Origin of the sequence: Lentilactobacillus hilgardii, from assembly GCF_009832765.1 — a bacterium.
In the GTDB taxonomy this organism is placed as follows: Bacteria; Bacillota; Bacilli; order Lactobacillales; family Lactobacillaceae; genus Lentilactobacillus; species Lentilactobacillus hilgardii.
Window position 1 is genome coordinate 1 of the sequence record NZ_CP047121.1, and the last position, 21,120, is coordinate 21,120.

Genomic DNA, 21,120 nt, shown 5'->3' on the forward strand with positions numbered 1-21,120 from the left:
ATGCTAGAATTAATTTGCATTTCTTATAACGACTATTTAATTAGGGGGGATTTCAAAGTGTTAAATAAAGATTCACTGTGGCAAAAATTAAGCACAGAATTTCGAAAAAATACCACTGATCTTACATATGATACGTGGATTAAACCTGTCACACCCGTTGATTTTGATGGATCAACTCTTACTTTATCCCTTCCTTCTGAATTACACCGAGATTATTGGAAAGAACAACTGGCTCCTAATTTAATTGAATATGCCTTTGTCATTACAAAGGGAAATATTGAACCAAAATTTATTCTAGACTCGGATATCAAAAAGGAAGCACAAAAAAAAGAACCGGCCAAAGCCGACTCTACAGCTGACGATCAAGATGAAACTTTTTCATTTAGTAAAGAAACTCATCTCAACCCAAATTATACATTTGATAACTTTATTATCGGTAAAGGAAATCAGATGGCACACGCAGCTGCATTAATCGTTTCTGAAGAACCTGGAAAATTATATAATCCACTTTTCTTTTACGGCGGCGTTGGACTTGGAAAAACCCACTTAATGCAAGCTATCGGTAATAAACGACTTGAGGACCATCCAGAAACAAACGTCAAATATGTTACAAGTGAAGCATTCACCAACGATTTTATTAATGCCATTCAAACCAATAGAACAGAAGAGTTCAGACGTGAATATCGGAACGTTGATTTATTAATGGTTGATGATATTCAATTCTTCGCCCAAAAGGAAGGAACCCAAGAAGAATTTTTCCACACTTTTAATGATCTATATAATAACGACAAACAAATCGTTTTAACATCAGATCGGGTACCACAAGAAATTCCTAAGCTTCAGGAACGTTTGGTATCACGGTTTGCATGGGGACTACCTGTAGATATTACGCCCCCAGATTTAGAAACCCGGATTGCTATTCTAAAAAGTAAGGCCAAACTTGATAACTTAACAATCCCAAACGAAACACTATCATACATTGCTGGCCAAATTAATTCCAATGTCCGTGAACTCGAGGGCGCGCTTTCAAGAGTACAAGCTTATTCGAAACTAAAAAATGAACCAATCACTACGGACTTAGTTTACGAAGCACTTAAAGGATTAAAGCTTGCAAAAGCAAATAACGAATTATCAATTATGGACATTCAAAACAAAGTTGCAAGTTATTTTCATGTGACTATTAGTGATTTAAAAGGAAAAAAACGAATGAAATCCATCGTTATTCCAAGACAAATCGCAATGTATCTTTCACGAGAAATGACAAGCAATTCCCTTCCTAAAATTGGAAAAGAATTTGGTGGTAAAGATCATACAACCGTTATTCATGCGTGTGACAAAATTGCAGAAGTCATCAAAATCGATGCTGACATTCGTAAAGAAATCTCAGATATCAAAACCGCACTAAGCTAAATGGTATAATGGGTTGTGGATAATTCTTGAAAAAGTCAATAAGTTATCCACAACTTTATCCACAGGATCATCCTCAATAGCATCAGCAGAATTAATAGTTATCCACAAATCCACAGGGACTACTATTACTGCTTTTTTGTTTATTGATTTATTAATTTAATTAATATAACTCTCCGGGAGGTTAACTATCAGTATGAAATTTACAATTAGCAGAACAGAATTTACAAAGGCATTAAACACAGTTTCCAGAGCAATCTCCACAAAAACAACCATTCCAATTTTAACGGGTTTAAAATTACAAGCTACACAAACAGGACTTATCCTGACTGGAAGTGACGCTGATATTTCTATCGAAACAACCATTAAAACAGACAATCCTGATAATTTATTAGCTATTGAATCGGAAGGTGCCATTGTGTTACCTGCAAGATTTTTCACCGATATCGTTAAAAAACTTCCCGAAGAAACACTCACAATAGAAGTAGGTGAGAATTTTCAGACAATGATTACATCAGGTCCTTCATCATTTACGATTAATGGTCTTGATGCTAACAATTATCCACACCTACCTGAAATAGAAACAACAAATTCAATCCCATTAGCTGGGGACTTGCTAAAACAAATCATAAGCCAAACAGTTATTGCTGTTTCAAATCAAGAAAGCCGTCCCATTCTAACTGGTGTTCACTTTATATTATCGGACACCAACTTTTTAGCAGTCGCTACAGACAGTCATCGATTAAGTCAACGTAAAGTTATCTTGGAAACCCCAATCAACGGTTCGTTCGATTTTGTCATTCCTGGAAAAAGTTTGGTTGAATTATCTAGAATGATTGACGACAATAAAGAAGACATCATTTTATCTGTTACAGAGAATCAGGCATTATTTACAATTGGAGATACTTTGTTCTACTCCCGTTTGCTTGAGGGTAACTATCCTGATACATCACGACTAATTCCAGATTCACACGATACAAGGATCTCTTTCGATGCACCGGAGTTACTCGCTTCAATTGAACGTGCTTCACTGCTATCACATGCTTCCCGGAACAATGTAGTCAAGATTACAGTTAAACCTGAAACAAAGACAGTTACTATTTATGGTAATTCGCCAGATGTCGGTAATGTTGAAGAAGATATGGAACCAAGGAGTGTGGAAGGAAATGAACTGGAAATTTCTTTCAATCCGGATTATATGAAAGATGCATTACGGTCGTTCAGTCAATCAACAATTAATCTAGATTTCACTTCATCGTTACGTCCATTTACCCTAACACCAACTGAAGATAGTGATAGCTTTGTACAATTAATTACACCTATCCGGACATTTTAATCATCAATATCTAAAAGTTGTTTTATAGTTTTTAATATAGGGACTCAAAAAGTTTCAGCATAACCCATAAAGGGTTAAGCTGGAATTTTTTTTACTTCTAAAACAAGTTGAAACGTGCTTAAGAAATACATTATCAACTAATAAATTCAATCTTTATTTAATGCTTATAATCACTTTATCTCGGTCAAAATAAAAAAATACGTATTTTCAACATATTTGCTCATATACGTGTTTCTTAGAAGTTTTTACGCTTTTTTGACAAAAGTGCCTAAAAATTAAAGAACAGCTCAGAGTGCGTATAAACAGCCGCAGCCGTATACTTTTACGTAAAAATGGCGTATAATATGTATGTGTAAAAGGTGGGTGAAATTGTGAAAAAAGAAATTTTCATTGATAGACCTTATATTACTCTGGGCCAATTACTTAAAGAGGAATCGATTATCAGTAGTGGTGGTCAAGCCAAGTGGTATTTAAGAGAACATACTGTAAATATCAATGACGAGCCTGATAATCGCCGTGGTCGCAAGCTATACGCTGGAGATAACGTTGAGGTTCCAGATGTTGGCTTATTTTTTATTCGCTCAAAGCAGGATTCTGAATGAAGTTGAAAGATATTTCGCTGCATAATTTTCGGAATTATATTGATCAAACACTGCAATTTTCAGACGGAATTAATGTATTTCTTGGCGAAAATGCACAGGGGAAAACAAATTTGCTTGAGGCCATCTACGTTTTAGCACTTACAAGGAGTCATAGAACGTCAAATGAGAAAGAATTAATTAATTGGCAAAGCCAAACTGCTCAATTAAAAGGTACAATTCAGAAACAATTAGGAAAAGTTCCAATAGAACTGGATTTAGGAACAAAGGGCAAACGTGCCAAGATTAATCACTTAGAACAAGCAAAATTATCAAGTTATGTTGGTCAATTGAACGTTATTTTGTTTGCTCCCGAAGATCTTTCAATAGTAAAGGGTGCACCACAAGTGCGACGTAAGTTTATGGATATGGAATTTGGCCAGATGAGTAATCGTTATCTATACAATTCCACCCAGTATAAAAAAATTTTAAGACAACGAAATCGATATCTACGGGATCTTCAACATAAAATTCAGTCAGATAGGGTATATTTAGATGTTTTGTCGGATCAATTATCAGCATATGGTGCTGAAATTATTTATCAGCGGATACAGCTATTAAAAAAACTTGAAGGATTTGCAAAAAATGTTCATACAGAGATCTCTCAAGGAAAAGAAGCACTGACGTTTCTTTACCAGACTGCCGTACCTGACGAACAATTAACATCTATTGAAAATATTTATCAAAATCTACTAAAACAATTTGCAGATATCAAAGAAAAGGAAATTCAGCGCGGTACCACTCTCTTAGGGCCACATCGAGATGACCTTAAGTTTGCTATCAATAAAAAAGAAGTTCAGTCCTTTGGCTCACAGGGGCAACAGAGGACAACCGCACTTTCAGTTAAACTTGCAGAAATTGATCTTATGAAAGAACAAACAAATGAATATCCAATTTTGCTATTGGATGATGTTTTGTCTGAATTAGACGATTATCGACAAACACATTTATTAACAGCAATCCAAGACAAGGTACAAACATTTTTGACAACGACAAGTTTAAGTGGTGTTCAACAGGAACTTCTTAGCAACCCAAAGATATTTAGAATTGCAAACGGCAAAGTAAATTTAGAAGAATCGTAAAGGAGACAGAACATGGCTGATCAAAAAGAAACAAAAAAAGAACTTGCAAATGAATATGATGCCAGTCAAATTCAAGTTCTTGAAGGACTGGAAGCTGTTCGTAAGCGTCCAGGTATGTATATTGGAACCACATCTTCTCAAGGCCTTCACCATCTTGTTTGGGAAATCGTCGATAACGGAATTGATGAGGCTCTAGCTGGATTTGCGACAAAGATTACTGTAACAGTTGAAAAAGATAATAGTATTACCGTGACTGATGACGGTCGTGGAATTCCTGTGGATATCCAAAAGAAAACAGGTAAACCTGCTCTGGAAACGGTGTATACGATTTTGCATGCCGGTGGGAAATTCGGCGGCGGCGGGTATAAAGTTTCAGGTGGTCTACACGGTGTTGGTGCTTCCGTTGTTAATGCCCTTTCAGAAGAATTGGACGTTGCTGTTACACGAAATGGGAAAGTCTATTATATGGACTTTTCACGTGGACATGTTACCACTCCAATGAAAGTGATCGATCATGTGTCAGATGATTTACATGGTACTAAGGTTCACTTTTTGCCGGATCCTGATATTTTTAGGGAAACAACGACTTTTGATATCAAAGTATTAACAGCCCGTCTTCGCGAACTGGCGTTTTTGAATAAAGGACTTCGGATTATTGTCCGAGACATGCGGCCTGAAAAACCAACAGAACAAGATTTCCTTTATGAGGGAGGTATTCGACACTATGTCGAGTATCTTGATAAAGATAAAGAAACATTGCTTAAAGAACCAATTTACGTTGAAGGCATGGATAACGGGATTACCGTTGAAGTGGCCATTGATTATTCTGAAGATTATCATAGTACACTTATGACCTTTACAAACAATATCCATACTTATGAGGGAGGTACTCATGAGGAAGGATTTAAGCGTGCTTTAACACGAGTTATCAATGATTATGCTCGTAAAAACAACTTGCTTAAAGACAATGAAGCTAACCTTTCTGGGGAAGATGTTCGTGAAGGAACAACTGCCGTTGTCAGCATTAAGCATCCTGATCCTCAATTTGAAGGACAAACTAAAACTAAGCTTGGAAATTCAGATGCTAGGACTGTTACAGATCGAATCTTTAGCGATCATTTTTCAAAGTTCTTAATGGAAAATCCGAAGTTGGCACGAAAGATTATTGACCGTGGGCTTTTAGCTTCTAAAGCGAGATCTGCTGCAAAGCGTGCTCGTGAAGTCACTCGTCGTAAAAGTGGCCTTGAAATTAGTAGTTTGCCCGGTAAGTTAGCTGACAATACCAGTAAGGATCCGAAAATATCCGAGTTGTTCATCGTCGAGGGTGATTCTGCCGGCGGTTCAGCTAAGCAGGGGCGTGCACGATTAACGCAGGCAATTTTACCAATTCGAGGGAAAATTTTAAATGTTGAAAAAGCAAGTATGGATCGAATTCTTGCTAACGAAGAAATCCGCTCCTTGTTTACTGCAATGGGAACTGGATTTGGTGACGATTTTGACTTATCAAAAATAAATTATCATAAGTTAATTATTATGACCGATGCGGATGTTGACGGTGCGCATATTCAGACGTTGTTATTAACCTTGATCTATCGTTATATGAGACCATTAATTGACGCAGGGTATGTATATGTTGCGCAGCCGCCATTGTATCAGGTGCGTCAAGGAAAAATGCAACGTTATATTGATTCAGATGACGATCTGAATCAATTCTTAGGAACCCTACAGCCATCACCTAAACCAGTTATTCAGCGATATAAAGGATTAGGCGAAATGGATGCTGAACAACTTTGGGATACGACAATGAATCCCGAAAATCGTCACCTTCTAAGAGTTGAGTCTTCGGACGCAGCAGAGGCCAACCACGTATTCTCAATGTTGATGGGAGATAAGGTTGAACCACGACGCGAGTTTATTGAAGATAATGCAACGTTTGTTGAAAATCTTGATATTTAATTAATCATAGAAATGTCCGTTCTTAACGATGATTGCGTGACATTTACTAAGATAATGTTTCATGTGGAACATTACTGCTCTTAATTTTGAATGGAGGTAAAAAGTTTGGCTAACGAAACTAACCAAGGTGGGGATTTTCCGGGGAGAATCACGAATGTTGATTTGTCCAAAAAGATGCGAACATCATTTTTGGACTATGCAATGAGTGTTATTGTTGCCCGGGCACTTCCGGATGTCCGTGATGGATTGAAGCCTGTTCATCGAAGAATTCTTTACGATATGAATGAATTAGGCGTTACTCCTGATAAGCCATACAAAAAATCAGCCAGAATTGTTGGAGATGTTTTGGGTAAGTATCATCCCCATGGTGATACGGCTGTTTATGAATCAATGGTCCGAATGGCACAAACTTTTAGTTATCGATATATGTTGGTTGATGGTCATGGAAACTTCGGTTCTGTTGACGGCGATGGTGCTGCAGCTATGCGTTATACTGAAGCCCGGTTAAGTAAAATCGCAATGGAAATGCTACGCGACATTAATAAAAATACAATCGATTTTGTTCCAAATTATGATGGTACCGAAAGAGAACCAAGTGTTTTACCATCACGTTTTCCGAACCTCCTTGTAAATGGTGCCTCCGGAATTGCAGTGGGAATGGCAACGAATATTCCGCCACATAATCTTTCTGAAGTTATCAGTGCTATTCATGTATTAATGGATAATCCGGATGCTACAACAGCAGATTTAATGGAAGTGCTGCCAGGACCTGATTTTCCTACCGGCGGAGTTGTCATGGGTAAGTCTGGTATTCGAAAAGCTTATGAAACTGGCCGAGGTTCAATTATTTTACGTGCAAAGGTTGAAATTGAAGGTGAGGCGAGTGGCAAACAACGGATTATCGCTACTGAGTTGCCTTATATGGTTAATAAAGCCAAATTAATTGAACGAATTGCTGAATTAGCAAGAGATAAGCGAATTGAAGGTATTACAGATATCAATGATGAATCTGACCGAGAAGGAATGCGGGTTGTGATTGATGTTCGAAGGGATGCCAGTGCCGAAGTTATTTTAAATAATTTATATAAATTAACGTTGATGCAGACATCTTTTAGTTTTAATATGCTTGCAATTGTTAAAGGGACACCAAGAATCCTGAGCCTAAAAGAAATTCTTCAGTATTATCTGGAACACCAAGTTGAGGTTATTACAAGGCGAACAAAATATGAATTGCAAAAGGCCCAAGCAAGAGCTCATATTCTGGAAGGATTACGAATTGCCCTTGACCATATTGATGAAATCATCAAAATCATTCGAGGATCTCAGACTGGTGAAGTTGCTAAAAATCAATTAATTACGGGTTTTGGCTTAAGTGATAAGCAGGCCCAGGCTATTTTGGATATGCGATTGGTTCGTTTGACTGGCTTGGAACGCGAAAAAATTGATAAAGAATACAATCAGTTAATGAAAGACATCGAAGATTTTAAAGCGATTTTATCCAGTCGTGATAGAGTTAACCAAATTATTTATGAAGAATTGTTAGAAATTCAGAAGAAATTCGGTGACGAACGTCGAACCGAACTCTTAGTGGGTGAAGTTCTTAGTCTTGAAGATGAAGACTTGATCGAGGAAGAAGACGTCATTGTTTCGCTCACTCATAACGGATATATCAAACGATTACCAACGACAGAGTTTAAAGCTCAAAATCGCGGTGGTCGTGGTGTTCAAGGAATGGGTGTTCATGATGATGATTTTGTTGAACAGTTGGTTTCAACTTCGACACATGACGTACTGTTGTTCTTTACCGATGCAGGTAAAGTTTACCGTATGAAAGGGTATGAAATCCCTGAATATGGTCGTTCTGCAAAAGGAATCCCAATTGTTAATTTATTGAATATTAATTCTGGAGAAAAGATCGAAGCGGTTATTAATGTTTCTGATCGCAAAAATGATGTCCAAAAAGATCTTCTCTTTGTGACATTGTATGGAACAGTTAAGCGTACGCCTGTTTCTGATTTTGCAAATATTAGAAGTAATGGTTTAATTGCTATTCACCTTAAAGAGGGTGATCAATTAATTAATGCTTTGATTATTGATCAAAATCAAAACGTCATTATTGGAACCCATCTTGGATATGCAATGAGCTTTAATGCATCTGATGTTCGCTCAATGGGTCGTTCAGCTACTGGGGTTCGGGGTATTCGCTTGCGTGAAAATGATTACGTTGTCGGTGCCGATGTTTTGAATCCTGACAGTGAAGTCTTTATTATCTCTGAAAAAGGGTTTGGTAAACGAACGCCAGCTGCAGACTATCCGATTAAGGGTCGTGGCGGAAAGGGTGTCAAAACTGCCAATATCACAGAAAAGAACGGACCTCTTTCAGGATTAACAACTGTTAGTGGCAACGAGGATATTATGTTGATCACTGATAAAGGGGTTATGATTCGATTTGGAATAGAAGACGTTTCACAAACCGGTCGTTCTACTTTGGGGGTTCATTTAATCAGAATTGATGAAGATTCAAAAGTATCAACGATGGCCAAGGTGGAGAAACAAGAAGACGAAGCTAGCAGCGATGCTTCGAAGGGCAACCTTATGAGTAGCAATGGTGATACATCTGAAGATTCAGATTCAACTAACTAAATTAATAGACCGTTTTTAAGAAAGCAAAGTAAGTATTGGGATAATTCCATTATTTACTTTGTTTTTTTAGATAAAAATCATTGACTTACTTTTTGTAAGTGATATTCTGAAATCAATAACTTTACGAAAAAGCGGAGGATTTTAAAATGGTTGTTGTAAATGGATACAAACAAAATGAAAATGAAAAGAAACTGAATGTTTTGAATTTAGATCAGTTGGAAAAACAGGCAAAGGAAATAATTCCAACCGGTGGTTTTGGTTATATATCCGGTGGCTCTGAAGATGAATGGACATTACGAGAAAATCGTCGTGCATTTACACATAAGCAAATTGTGCCACGAGCATTGACAAATATTGAGAAACCGGAACTGGAAACAAATGTATTTGGAATTCCACTAAAGACACCTCTTTTCATGGTACCGGCAGCTGCTCAGGGCCTTGCACATGCAAAAGGAGAAGTTGATACTGCTAAAGGTGTTGCTGCTGTGGGTGGACTAATGGCGCAGAGCACCTACTCTTCAACCTCAATTGCTGATACTGCCGCGAGTGGAAATGGTGCGCCTCAGTTTTTCCAGCTGTACATGAGTAAGGATTGGGATTTTAACGAGGCGCTTTTGGATGAGGCGAAAAGAGCAGGGGTTAAAGGCATTATTTTGACAGTAGATGCAACTGTCGATGGGTATCGAGAAGCTGACATTATCAATAACTTCCAATTTCCAATTCCTATGGCTAATCTTACTAAATACAGCGAAGGTGATGGTCAAGGTAAAGGCATTGCTGAAATTTATGCTTCAGCTGCTCAGAAAATCGGTCCGGATGATGTTGCACGAATCGCAAATTATACGGATTTGCCTGTTATTGTTAAGGGAATCGAGTCTCCAGAGGATGCACTTTATGCAATTGGTGCAGGTGCATCAGGCATTTACGTTTCTAATCATGGTGGCCGCCAATTAAATGGTGGGCCGGCATCGTTTGATGTATTGGAAGATGTTGCCAAAGCAGTTAATGGGAAAGTACCTGTTATTTTTGATTCCGGTGTTCGTCGCGGATCCGATGTTTTTAAGGCACTTGCTTCCGGTGCAGATTTGGTTGGAATTGGGAGACCAGTTATCTATGGATTAGCACTTGGTGGTGCTCAGGGCGTTCAGTCTGTATTTGAACATTTGGATCATGAGTTAGAGATTATTATGCAGTTGGCGGGTACCAAAACGATTTCTGATGTTAAAAATGCTAAATTGTTAAATATTCGATATTAACTCAACAAAATTTTTACGAATTCAAGTTCACATCTGACTTGAATTCATTTTTATTTATTTGAAGAAACAAATTCATTATTGCCGTATATAATTAATGTATCGTAAATCAATTTAGGCATATTGATCTTTTATCGGAAACATGTTACTATTCTTATTTGTGAGTATCTGAGTAAAAACAGAAACTCTCCTTGCTCTCGGGAAGGGAGCCATAAGTCCATAAGGAGGTGCAATCATGGAAGAAAAGAAATACGAAATCACTTACATCATCCGTCCTGATATCGAAGAAGCAGCAAAGTCTTCACTTATCGAACGATTTGACAAAATCGTTACTGACAATGGTGCTAAGATTCTTGACTCAAAAGACTGGTCAAAACGCCGTTTCGCATACGAAATCGGTGGCTACAATGAAGGAACTTATCATATTATCACATTAACAAGTGATAATGATACTGCCTTGAATGAATTTGACCGTTTATCAAAGATTAATGACGATATTTTACGTCATATGATCGTTGTTCGCGATGACTAATAAATCATTCTAACTATGAGAGGAGCAGATTCAGCATGCTTAATCGTGCAGTTTTAACGGGACGCCTAACCCGTGATGTTGATTTACGATACACACAGAGCGGAACGGCTGTTGGTACTTTCTCGTTAGCAGTAGATCGGCAATTCACTAACCAAAAAGGTGAACGTGATGCCGATTTCATTAACTGTGTAATCTGGCGTAAATCCGCTGAGAATTTTGCCAACTTTGTTCATAAAGGATCTCTTGTTGGAATTGATGGTCGTATCCAAACTCGGAATTACGAAAATCAACAAGGACAACGGGTCTATGTGACTGAAGTTGTTGTAGAGAACTTTGCTTTGCTTGAACCGCGTTCAGCACGGAACAACAATGCAAGTAATCAGCAAAACGGTAATGCTCCTCAACAAAATAACGGAAATAGTAATCCATTCGATAATAATAATTCGAACCCTAATAGTAGCAGTAACAATAATGGTGGCAATAAGAGTAATCCTAATGACCCATTTGCTAACTCAGGGGACTCGATTGATATTTCCGATGATGATTTGCCATTCTAAACTAGAAATGGTGAAGAGACTTTCATGAGGAGGAACTAACATGGCTCAACAAAGACGTGGCGGCCGTCGTCGCCGTAAGGTCGATTTTATCGCTGCTAATCACATCGAATACATCGACTATAAAGATGTTGATTTGTTGAAGCGTTTTGTTTCAGAACGAGGAAAAATTCTTCCTCGTCGTGTAACTGGAACTAGCGCTAAGAATCAACGTAAACTTACAATTGCTATTAAACGAGCACGAATCATGGGCTTAATGTCCTTCGTTGCTGAAGACTAATAGTGTTTTATTAGGAGGTCTGGATAAAACTTCGGTTTTATTTGGACCTCTCTTTTATATTCATAAAGAAATACCATGCAACCATTATTGAAGATAAATGCGATAGATAATTGCATTTTGAAATTCTTCAGAAAAATTTAATCTTTATTTTATGGTAAAATAAAAATATTAAGCATAGTAATTCAAGAGGATAAAAAATGAAAAATTGGTTTTCTCGTAATAGTGGTGAACTACCACCATTTGTTCATAATCGCCGTTTGCGACGAATAATGTTATTTATCGCACTTATCGTAATCTATGGTGTGGTTATCTCATTTTTATATAATATCGTGGCTTCAGCCATTCTTGTTATCATTAGTATTATGGGACTCATCTATACAATTGTGATGATGAATGAGATGAGCACGGATACAAATAGATACATTTCGGACTTGTCCTATCGGATTCATCGCGGTGAACAGGAAAGTTTGTTGGAAATGCCTATCGGTGTCATGATTTTAAATGAAAATGGATTGGTAGAGTGGACAAATCCATATTTTACTAGATATTTTAATAATGAAAATATTCTTGGAAAACGAATTGAAGATGTAGATCATGACCTACAACAGTTAATGATGAAGTATGGAGATTCTGATGAATTTCATACTGTTACTTGGCGTGATCATAAGTTTACAATGCTGATTCAAAGTGAGTATCATTCTATTTATATGCTTGATATCACTCGGTATGCAAATTTGGAGGAACGATATGAAGAAGAACAGATTTCAGTTGGGCAAATATTTTTAGATAATTATGATGAAATAACCCAGTCAATGACTGATCAGGAAATTTCTAATTTGAGTAATTATGTGACAAACGAATTAGCAACCTGGTCTAAAAAATACGGTATGTATTTGAAACAAATTGATGATGATCACTTTTTCTTATTGGCATATGCCAAATCGTTGACCCAGATTGAAAATGATAAATTTAATATTTTGGATATCGTTCGTGAAAGTACATCTAAGCAAAATTTCCCATTAACACTTAGTATCGGAATCTCGTATGGAGAAGATGACTTAAATAGTTTAGCTGATCAAGCACAAAGCAATTTGGACTTGGCACTTGGCCGTGGTGGTGACCAAGTTGTCGTCAAATCTTTGGATGGTACGGCTAGATTTTATGGTGGTAAAACCAACCCAATGGAAAAACGGACTCGTGTCCGTGCACGAATGATTTCTCAAGCGTTAAATGAATTGATGGGGGATGCTGACCAGATATTCGTTCAAGGCCATACACGTCCCGATATGGACTCTTTAGGTGCTTGTATGGGGATTCGCCGAATTGCTCAAATGAATAATAAAAAATGCTGGATTGTTTTGGATAAAGAAAAAGTTCATTCTGATATTCAGCGACTTCTTGAGGCAGCAAAAAAATATCCGGAAATCAGTGATGCCATCATCACGCCAGCTGAAGCACTTTCCAAGGTGACAGATAGTAGTCTTTTAATTATGGTTGATCATTCCAAACCATCAATTAGTATTTCTCCGGATCTGTATCAGCGTATGACCCAGAAAGTGGTTATCATTGATCATCATAGGCGGGGAGAAGAATTCCCTGAAAACCCAATGCTGGTTTACATTGAACCTTACGCTTCTTCAACTTGTGAATTGATTACCGAAATGTTTGAATATCAACCACACGAGGAAGAACCCATTAACCGTATTGAAGCAACGGCTATGTTGACTGGGATCTTTATTGATACGCAATCATTCTCAATGAGAACTGGTACCAGAACATTTGACGCTGCTAGTTATCTTCGTTCAGCTGGAGCTGACTCAGTGGAAATGCAGCAATTAATGAAAGAAAACATTGATAACTATTTGCAACGTAATCACCTTATTTCAATGGTTGAATTCTTCCATAAAGATATGGCCATGATTGTGGGTGAAGAAGATCGGGTTTATGATCCGGTAACGGCTGCTCAAGCTTGTGATTCATTGCTTACGATGTCAGGTGTTGATGCATCATTTATTATCACTAAGCGTTCAGACGATAAAATTGGTGTTTCAGCTCGGAGTACCGGCTCAATAAACGTTCAAATCATTATGGAACGAATGGGCGGTGGTGGCCATCTTTCAAGTGGAGCTACCCAGATTGAAGATAAATCGATTGCGGAAGTCAAACAATTACTGCTTGAAACGATCGACTATATCGATGATAATGAATAGAGAAACCAAATTTTGAGGATAGTAGGAGTGATCTGTTGTGAAAGTTATTTTTCTAGAAGACGTCCGTGGTAAAGGTAAACGCGGTGAAGTTAAAGAAGTTCCAGACGGCTATGCTCAAAACTTTCTGATTAAAAATGGCAAAGCAAAAGCAGCTTCCCGTCAGGCAATGAGTCAGTTGAAGGGTCAGCAACGGGCTGAACAAAAGCGTGAAGAAGAAGAGCTTGAAGAGGCTAAGGCCGTTAAAACAAAGTTGGAAGATGACAAGACAGTCGTTGAATTAAAAGCCAAGTCGGGAACCGATGGCCGTTTATTTGGTTCAATTCCAAGTAAGCAGATTGCATCGGCTTTGGATAAACAGTATGGCATTAAGCTCGATAAACGAAAAATTGAGTTGGGCGAACCAATCAAGGTTGCCGGATATACTAATGTGCCGGTAAAATTACATTCTGAAGTAACTGCACGAATCAGAGTTCATGTATCAGAAAAATAATTGATAGGTTTGCAAAATGGGCTGGGAGCAAAACGATTAACATCATTTGTCTCCAGTCCCTTTTGTTTGGACAGTATTTAATTTTTATGTTAGAACAATATGATTGATGTTTTTAAAACTACTAGAAAACCTGGGTTTAAGATTAAATTGGTGACTATTAATGAACAATGATTTAGTAAATCAGGTGCCACCTCAAAATATTGAAGCTGAAAAAGCGGTACTGGGATCAATCTTTCTGAGTACCGACGCTTTAATAGATGCGATGGAATACCTTGATCCAAATGATTTTTACAAGCATTCCCACCAGATTATCTTTCAGGCAATGGTTAAGCTAAATGATGATGACCAAGCCGTAGATGGTATTACGGTGACGGATACGCTTAAAGATCAAAACAATTTAGATGATGTTGGTGGATACCAATACATTACAGAACTGGCAAATGCAGTGCCAACAGCGGCAAACGTCACTTATTATGCAAAGATTGTCAAGGACAAAGCCATTTTAAGACGTTTGATTCAGACGGCTACAAACATTGTGACAGATGGTTATAATACCGATGAAGACGTTACAACTGTTTTGGATAACGCTGAACGTGATATTATGAATGTCGCGGAGGATCGTAATCAGTCCGGTTTTAAAGCGATTAAAGATGTTTTGAACTCGGCGTTTAATAAGATTGATGAATTATCGCAGGAAGGTGAAACCGTAACTGGGCTTTCTACCGGATATCCTGAACTTGATAAAATTACGACCGGACTGCACAATGATGAATTAGTCATTTTAGCTGCTCGGCCGGCCGTTGGTAAAACGGCGTTTGCATTAAATGTGGCTCAAAATGTCGGAACCAAAACAGATAAAACTGTTGCTATTTTTAGTTTGGAAATGAGTGCGGAATCCTTGGTAGACCGGATGTTATGTTCTGAGGGCAGTATTAATGCAAACCATTTGAGAACAGGCCAATTAACCGAAGATGAATGGCAAAACCTTGTTGTTGCAATGGGGAGTTTATCACGAGCCAATATTTTTATCGATGATACTGCGGGCATTAAAATGTCCGAAATTCGTGCTAAGTGTCGTCGGCTGGCTAAAGAAAATGGTAACTTAGGACTTATTGTAATTGATTATCTTCAGTTAATTGAAGGTGGTCAACAAGAAAACAGACAACAAGAAGTTTCATATATTTCTCGGCAACTAAAAAAATTGGCTAAAGAATTACACGTGCCGGTTATTTCTTTATCACAGCTCTCTCGTGGTGTCGAGCAGCGTCAGGATAAGCGACCAGTACTATCGGATATTCGTGAATCGGGTTCTATCGAACAAGATGCCGATATTGTTGCTTTTCTTTATCGTGATGATTATTATGAGCGAGATGATGATGACGATAGTGATTCTCAGGGTGCTGACGATGAAAATGATGTTGGTGAAGTTGAGGTCATTATTGAAAAAAACAGATCGGGTCCACGGGGAACGGTTAAACTATTATTTGTGAAATCTTATAATAAGTTTTCTTCCATCTCTTATGCACAAGATGGCGGATAGTTATTTTGTCGTTGTTAGTCAAAAACAAAGAAAGACCGGGGCGAGCGTCCCAGTCTTTCTTTATCATCAGTATAAAAAAATAACAACCACGGCATTGAAGCGGCGTGGTTGTTATTTAGTGGTTTATGTAATATAGTGGGCAGTCAGGGGTTCGAACCCTGGACCCACGGATTAAGAGTCCGTTGCTCTACCAACTGAGCTAACTGCCCATCACTAACCGACTTAAATATAATAACATGGTGAAAAAACTTTTGCAATAGCAATTTTAAAAATTTACTTACAAGGCAGTGGTAATATTGATTTAAAGGCAGAGTGGTTTGGTCTTTTGAACCAATCCGGCCCACTTCATACACTGTGTTATAATAGCATCATGTTGGCGTGTGCAAATTTTGAAATAATAACAATATTAAAATCCATGTTAGGAGAAATTGTTAATGGCTAAAAAAATATTGGTAGTAGACGACGAAAAACCGATCGTCGACATAGAGAAGTTCAATTTAACCAAAGAAGGTTATGAAGTTTTTGTAGCCTATGATGGTGAGGAAGCTTTAAAACAAGTAAATGAAGTTGATCCAGATCTCATCATTCTGGATTTAATGTTACCGAAGATTGATGGTCTCGAGGTTGCTCGAGAAGTTCGTAAAACAAAAGATACCCCAATTATTATGGTAACTGCAAAGGATTCTGAACTCGATAAAGTTCTTGGACTTGAATTGGGAGCCGATGATTATGTTACCAAACCGTTCTCTAATCGTGAATTAGTAGCGAGAGTAAAGGCTAATTTACGTCGTCAGGGCACTTCAAGCGGAAACTCAAGTGAAGGCGACGAAAATAAAGATATTAAGATTGGCGATTTAGTTATTCATCCAGAGGCATATTCAGTTTCTAAACGCGGTGAAAATATTGAATTGACACATCGTGAATTTGAGCTTTTGCATTATTTAGCTCAACACATCGGTCAGGTTATGACGCGGGAACATCTTTTACAAACTGTTTGGGGTTATGACTATTTTGGCGATGTTCGAACCGTTGATGTAACGGTCCGAAGACTTCGTGAAAAAGTTGAGGATAGTCCTAGTCACCCAACTTGGTTAGTGACACGACGTGGCGTAGGGTACTACCTTAGGAATCCTGAAAGTGATCAACAGTAAGTTTGAGAGAAGATAAGAATGTAAGGGGTATTAACTGGTTGTGAATAACCGAATCAAATTTTACCAATCAATTAAATTTAAAATAGCGCTGGTTTTCGCCCTCGTTTTGTTAGTAACTCTGGAAATTGTTGGTGCCGTATTTGTGAGGCAATTGGAACACCAAAACCTCTCAACCTTTACCAACCAGGTGCAGTTACAGTCTTACGTGAAGAACTCATTGATCACTGAACTTTCCCGTTCCAATAAGACGTTGGCTAATAGGCGGATCAAAACAATTTTAAATGATTCTGACAGTAGCAACGCTGCACAAATTCAGGTTATTGATAATAAAGGAACCATTCGTGGAACCAATCAAGTTAATAATCAAGCAGTAGTTGGTCAAAAAACGACTGATAACGATGTTAAGAATGCAATTTATAACAGTCATAAAATTGAAAAGAACACTTATGATTCATCGAGTAATACGAGATATTACACGTTGATCTCACCTTTGATAAAAAGTTCGGGAAATAGCAGTACGCTTGTGGGTGTCGTTTATACTAAAGCCAATTTGGACACAGTATACCGAAACATTAATAGCATCACTGTCATCTACTTGTTTGCGGCCTCAATTGCGATCATCTTGGGCCTTTTAATTTCAATCGTGATTTCTCGAGCAATTACGCGACCGATTGAAGAAATGAAAAAGCAAACGATTCGAATTGCACGTGGTGATTATTCAGGTCAGGTTCATGTTTACGGAAATGATGAATTGGGCCAACTTGCCAGTGCCGTCAATAATTTGTCCGTTAGGGTTGAAGAATCCCATGAATCAACAGAATCCGAGCGTCGCCGTTTGGACTCTGTTTTGGCTAATATGACAGATGGCGTTCTGGCAACGGATCGTCGGGGTAACGTCATTATTATTAATGAAACGGCTGCTAGTTTCCTTGATCTTGATGAAAATCAGGCAATGGGAAAATCAATTTTAGATGTTTTGGATATTCGTAAAGATTATAGTCTGCGGGATTTGCTTGAAAAGCCGGATGAACTGATTCTTGATTTTTCAAGTGATGATCACAGTCTCATTTTGCATGCCCATTTTTCATTAATTCAAAGAGAATCGGGGTTTATCAGTGGATTAGTCTGTGTTCTGCGGGATATTACCGAACAACAGCGAATTGACCAAGACCGGAAACAATTTGTTTCCAATGTTTCTCATGAGCTGAGAACGCCGTTAACAAGTGTTCGATCATACATCGAAGCATTGCACGATGGTGCTTGGAAAGATCCTAAGTTGGCACCCAAGTTTCTAAAAGTCACCCAGGATGAAACTGATCGAATGATTCGAATGATCAATGATCTATTGACATTATCACGAATGGATTCAGGCACTCAAAAAATGGAAGTTGAACTTGTTAATATTAACGAGTTGTTCAATTACGTATTAAATCGATTCGATATGATTCTTAAAAAAGATGAACATCCTGAAAAAATGTACACCATTAAGCGTTATTTTACCAAAAGAGATCTATGGGTCGATCTGGATACGGATAGATTCACGCAAGTTCTTGATAATCTAATGAATAATGCGATTAAATATTCTCCAGATGGCGGTGTGATTACCTGTCGGTTGTATGAGACACGTAATAAGGTCATTTTAAGCGTCAGTGATCAAGGCCTTGGAATTCCACGTAAAGATATTCCACATATTTTTGATCGTTTCTACAGGGTTGATAAAGCTCGTTCTCGCCAACAAGGCGGAAGTGGTCTTGGCTTAGCAATTTCTAAAGAAGTTGTTGAAGCATTGCATGGTCAATTATGGGCGGAAAGTGTCGAAGGAAAGGGATCGACTTTCTATATTGCGTTGCCATATGAACCGCTAGAAGAGGAGGACTTATGGGATGAGGTTTAGTAAATACTTGATACCAATCGCACTAACCATTGCGGTGATCATTAGTCTGACGCTTTCAGTTGTCATTTGGACAAACCCTGCCAATTATAAAAATCGGCAGAATTCATCACAAAATACGCAAAATGAAGAAATTACTAAGCCGAAACGTTATGTTTACGCACCAACTCAGGCTATCCATACTGATAGTAATGGCAATCAAACCATTTTAGTTAATCGATTGGTTAATTCGGTAGCTGAAATTCAAAAAACGATGCATGGCTATAAAAATGTTCATTTAAAAACACTGAGCATTAAATCTCAGGATAAGTATTTTCAGATTGCTAATCGGCCCAATTCGATTATGTTAAATTACGTAAGTCCGGTTTCGATTAGAGTTATTAGTGATGTTACAAACAAATATTTTGAAAAATTACCGAATCATCAAGTTTCACGAATTGTCTTGCCGACAAATAATTCAACGAGGATCTATTTGCTGAATGATAAAAATTTTGCGGTTTATCAAATTAAAGTTAAAAAACATAGTTTGAAAAACTTAAACAAGGTTTTGAATATGAATATTCGGCGAGTACCTGCCTCTCTTCAACTATTTAACGGACAGCCAATGATTTACGTTAAAAGTCAAATTCAGATGCAACCCTACAAGTACCTAATTGATCGTCAGTCTGAAGATTATTATGTAAGCCGACTATTAAATAATAGAGATTCACAAAGTAATGTCACCGTTAAACGCCGGAAAAACCTAGTCACCTATAGTGATCAGAATACGCTTCAATTGGCATTTAATTCGCGAACCAGAATGGGAACCTTTTCTGATTTTAGAAATAATAGTGATCAGCAAAGTGTGACTTCAGTACTTGATGATTCATACGAGCAATTAGTGGATTTGGGATTGCCATTGGACAGTGTTCGATTTTTCAATTATGATACAAATTCGCGAACCGTTTCGTATAGAACCTTTGTTGAAGGATTTCCCATTTATAGAGCAAATGGGTTTGGGACAATTTCCACTCAGACCTTGAATGCCAACGCTAAACGGTTGCAGTTTTCACTGGATAACCCGGAAGTACCAATTCCAAGTAAACAGGGGTATAGCACATTGCCAGCAACTGAGACTGCTATTCGGCGTTTGATTGCAAAGGGATATCATGCAAAAGATATTCGTGATTTACGAATTGGCTATGGTTGGCAAAAAGATAAATCATCACAATTGCTGATTAATTTGATACCGGATTGGTACGTTAATTATAAAGGCACTTGGCGCAGTTATTCATCGTTGATTAACCGATATTGATAGTGAAAGGAGGGGGAGCCGTTTGAATTTTAGGCGAATAGAGATCATTTTCCTGGTAACGTTTATTGCAATTGATATTTTTTTGTTTGGAATGTTTGAGCAGAATATGAATATGCAAACCGAAAACGTGTCTCAGGGTGATTCTGATTCAAAAATTATCAAAGAAATGAAAGATGACCAGATTAAAGTGGGTAGCCTTTCTAAAAAGAAAAATTTTGCGTATTACCTTTCCGGTACGCAAAACGATACCTTACGTAACCAGATGGGTCAGCTGTTAAATCAGACTCCCCACTATGTTGGCTATGAACTGGATAGTGAATTTAAGGATCCTGTTAAAGTTAATAAGGATAATCCACAGCAATCTATTAATAAGTTGTTGATGGACCCAACCTTCGTTGCTTTTGGCGATCAATATCAATATAGTAAAGACTTATCGACACCGCGAAGTATCGTCTATATTCAAAAGGCAATGGGTGGTTTAATGTATTCGACTGAAGCGCAAATCAGGTTTACGCTGAATGGTCGTTATCAAATCGTGAGTTACACACAGTCTTACTTGCAGGATATTAAAAGTTTACGTGAAAAATCGGAGACAATTTCGGAAACTCGTGCTTTAATATGGTTATACCAATACAATGAGATTCCAAATAACACAAAGGTAGCCTGGGCAAAACTAGGTTATACTAAATTGTTATCCATTGATGATGATCGCGTTTTTATTCCGACTTGGATTATCGCAATCAAGCCCCAAAACTCACCACAGGTTCAGCTTAAAAAGATTAATGCCTTTACCGGTGGTATCATAAAAGAAACGAATGAAAACTTGAAAAACAGTCAAAGTATCTCTGGAGTTAATTAATGTT

General features: G+C 37.7%; 17 protein-coding genes and 1 tRNA gene. 17 read left to right on the forward strand and 1 reads right to left on the reverse strand.

Annotated features, from left to right (window positions below; translation table 11 throughout):
• Positions 1-57 precede the first annotated feature (57 nt).
• The 13 genes from dnaA to dnaB all read left to right on the forward strand — a co-directional run bounded on the left by dnaA (position 58) and on the right by dnaB (position 15,921).
• Entirely contained in the window at positions 58-1,410 is a 1,353-nt protein-coding gene (gene dnaA, locus GQR93_RS00005) for a chromosomal replication initiator protein DnaA (protein ID WP_035444178.1), read from the forward strand.
• Positions 1,411-1,603: 193 nt separating this feature from the next.
• Entirely contained in the window at positions 1,604-2,743 is a 1,140-nt protein-coding gene (gene dnaN / locus GQR93_RS00010; protein WP_003550991.1) for a DNA polymerase III subunit beta, read from the forward strand.
• Positions 2,744-3,114: 371 nt separating this feature from the next.
• Positions 3,115-3,345, forward strand: a complete 231-nt coding sequence (gene yaaA, locus GQR93_RS00015) for a S4 domain-containing protein YaaA (RefSeq protein WP_035444180.1) — start codon at positions 3,115-3,117, stop codon at positions 3,343-3,345.
• Entirely contained in the window at positions 3,342-4,463 is a 1,122-nt protein-coding gene (recF, locus tag GQR93_RS00020) for a DNA replication/repair protein RecF (protein WP_003550995.1), read from the forward strand. Before yaaA ends, recF begins: the two co-directional genes overlap by 4 nt.
• A 12-nt stretch (positions 4,464-4,475) precedes the next feature.
• On the forward strand, positions 4,476-6,419 hold the full coding sequence (gene gyrB / locus GQR93_RS00025) for a DNA topoisomerase (ATP-hydrolyzing) subunit B (RefSeq protein ID WP_003550997.1): 1,944 nt from the start codon (positions 4,476-4,478) through the stop codon (positions 6,417-6,419).
• Between the two features lie 90 nt (positions 6,420-6,509).
• Entirely contained in the window at positions 6,510-9,062 is a 2,553-nt protein-coding gene (gene gyrA, locus GQR93_RS00030) for a DNA gyrase subunit A (protein WP_003550998.1), read from the forward strand.
• A 146-nt stretch (positions 9,063-9,208) separates the two neighbouring features.
• Positions 9,209-10,318: a lactate oxidase gene (locus GQR93_RS00035; protein ID WP_003551000.1), complete on the forward strand. Its 1,110-nt coding sequence runs from the start codon at positions 9,209-9,211 to the stop codon at positions 10,316-10,318.
• 232 nt (positions 10,319-10,550) lie between these two features.
• Positions 10,551-10,847 carry a 30S ribosomal protein S6 gene (gene rpsF / locus GQR93_RS00045; RefSeq protein ID WP_003551004.1) on the forward strand — a complete coding sequence of 99 codons (297 nt, stop codon included), beginning with the start codon at positions 10,551-10,553 and terminating at the stop codon, positions 10,845-10,847.
• Between the two features lie 35 nt (positions 10,848-10,882).
• Positions 10,883-11,404, forward strand: a complete 522-nt coding sequence (gene ssb, locus GQR93_RS00050; RefSeq protein WP_003551006.1) for a single-stranded DNA-binding protein — start codon at positions 10,883-10,885, stop codon at positions 11,402-11,404.
• Between the two features lie 40 nt (positions 11,405-11,444).
• On the forward strand, positions 11,445-11,681 hold the full coding sequence (gene rpsR / locus GQR93_RS00055; RefSeq protein ID WP_003551009.1) for a 30S ribosomal protein S18: 237 nt from the start codon (positions 11,445-11,447) through the stop codon (positions 11,679-11,681).
• A 197-nt stretch (positions 11,682-11,878) separates the two neighbouring features.
• On the forward strand, positions 11,879-13,891 hold the full coding sequence (locus GQR93_RS00060) for a DHH family phosphoesterase (RefSeq protein WP_187117497.1): 2,013 nt from the start codon (positions 11,879-11,881) through the stop codon (positions 13,889-13,891).
• Positions 13,892-13,928: 37 nt separating this feature from the next.
• Complete coding sequence (rplI, locus tag GQR93_RS00065; RefSeq protein ID WP_003551013.1) at positions 13,929-14,381, forward strand: 50S ribosomal protein L9; 453 nt, start codon at positions 13,929-13,931, stop codon at positions 14,379-14,381.
• A gap of 160 nt (positions 14,382-14,541) precedes the next feature.
• On the forward strand, positions 14,542-15,921 hold the full coding sequence (dnaB, locus tag GQR93_RS00070) for a replicative DNA helicase (protein ID WP_003551015.1): 1,380 nt from the start codon (positions 14,542-14,544) through the stop codon (positions 15,919-15,921).
• A gap of 136 nt (positions 15,922-16,057) precedes the next feature.
• On the opposite strand, the gene GQR93_RS00075 is transcribed toward dnaB, so the two are convergent.
• A tRNA-Lys gene (locus GQR93_RS00075) sits at positions 16,058-16,130 on the reverse strand.
• A 225-nt stretch (positions 16,131-16,355) separates the two neighbouring features.
• On the opposite strand from GQR93_RS00075, the gene yycF reads away from it, so the two are divergent.
• The 4 genes from yycF to GQR93_RS00095 are packed head-to-tail and all read left to right on the forward strand — an operon-like array spanning position 16,356 to position 21,116.
• Positions 16,356-17,072 (forward strand): response regulator YycF, encoded by a 717-nt coding sequence (gene yycF / locus GQR93_RS00080; protein ID WP_003551019.1) that lies wholly within the window; start codon positions 16,356-16,358, stop codon positions 17,070-17,072.
• A 40-nt stretch (positions 17,073-17,112) separates the two neighbouring features.
• The gene (walK, locus tag GQR93_RS00085) at positions 17,113-18,966 is read left to right on the forward strand and encodes a cell wall metabolism sensor histidine kinase WalK (RefSeq protein WP_003551021.1); all 1,854 of its coding nucleotides are present in this window, start codon (positions 17,113-17,115) and stop codon (positions 18,964-18,966) included.
• A complete protein-coding gene (locus tag GQR93_RS00090) occupies positions 18,956-20,257 on the forward strand; it encodes a YycH family regulatory protein (RefSeq protein ID WP_003551023.1) in 1,302 nt (433 codons plus the stop codon). The genes walK and GQR93_RS00090 overlap by 11 nt, the downstream gene beginning before the upstream one ends.
• A gap of 22 nt (positions 20,258-20,279) precedes the next feature.
• Entirely contained in the window at positions 20,280-21,116 is an 837-nt protein-coding gene (locus tag GQR93_RS00095; RefSeq protein WP_003551025.1) for a two-component system regulatory protein YycI, read from the forward strand.
• Positions 21,117-21,120: the final 4 nt, after the last annotated feature.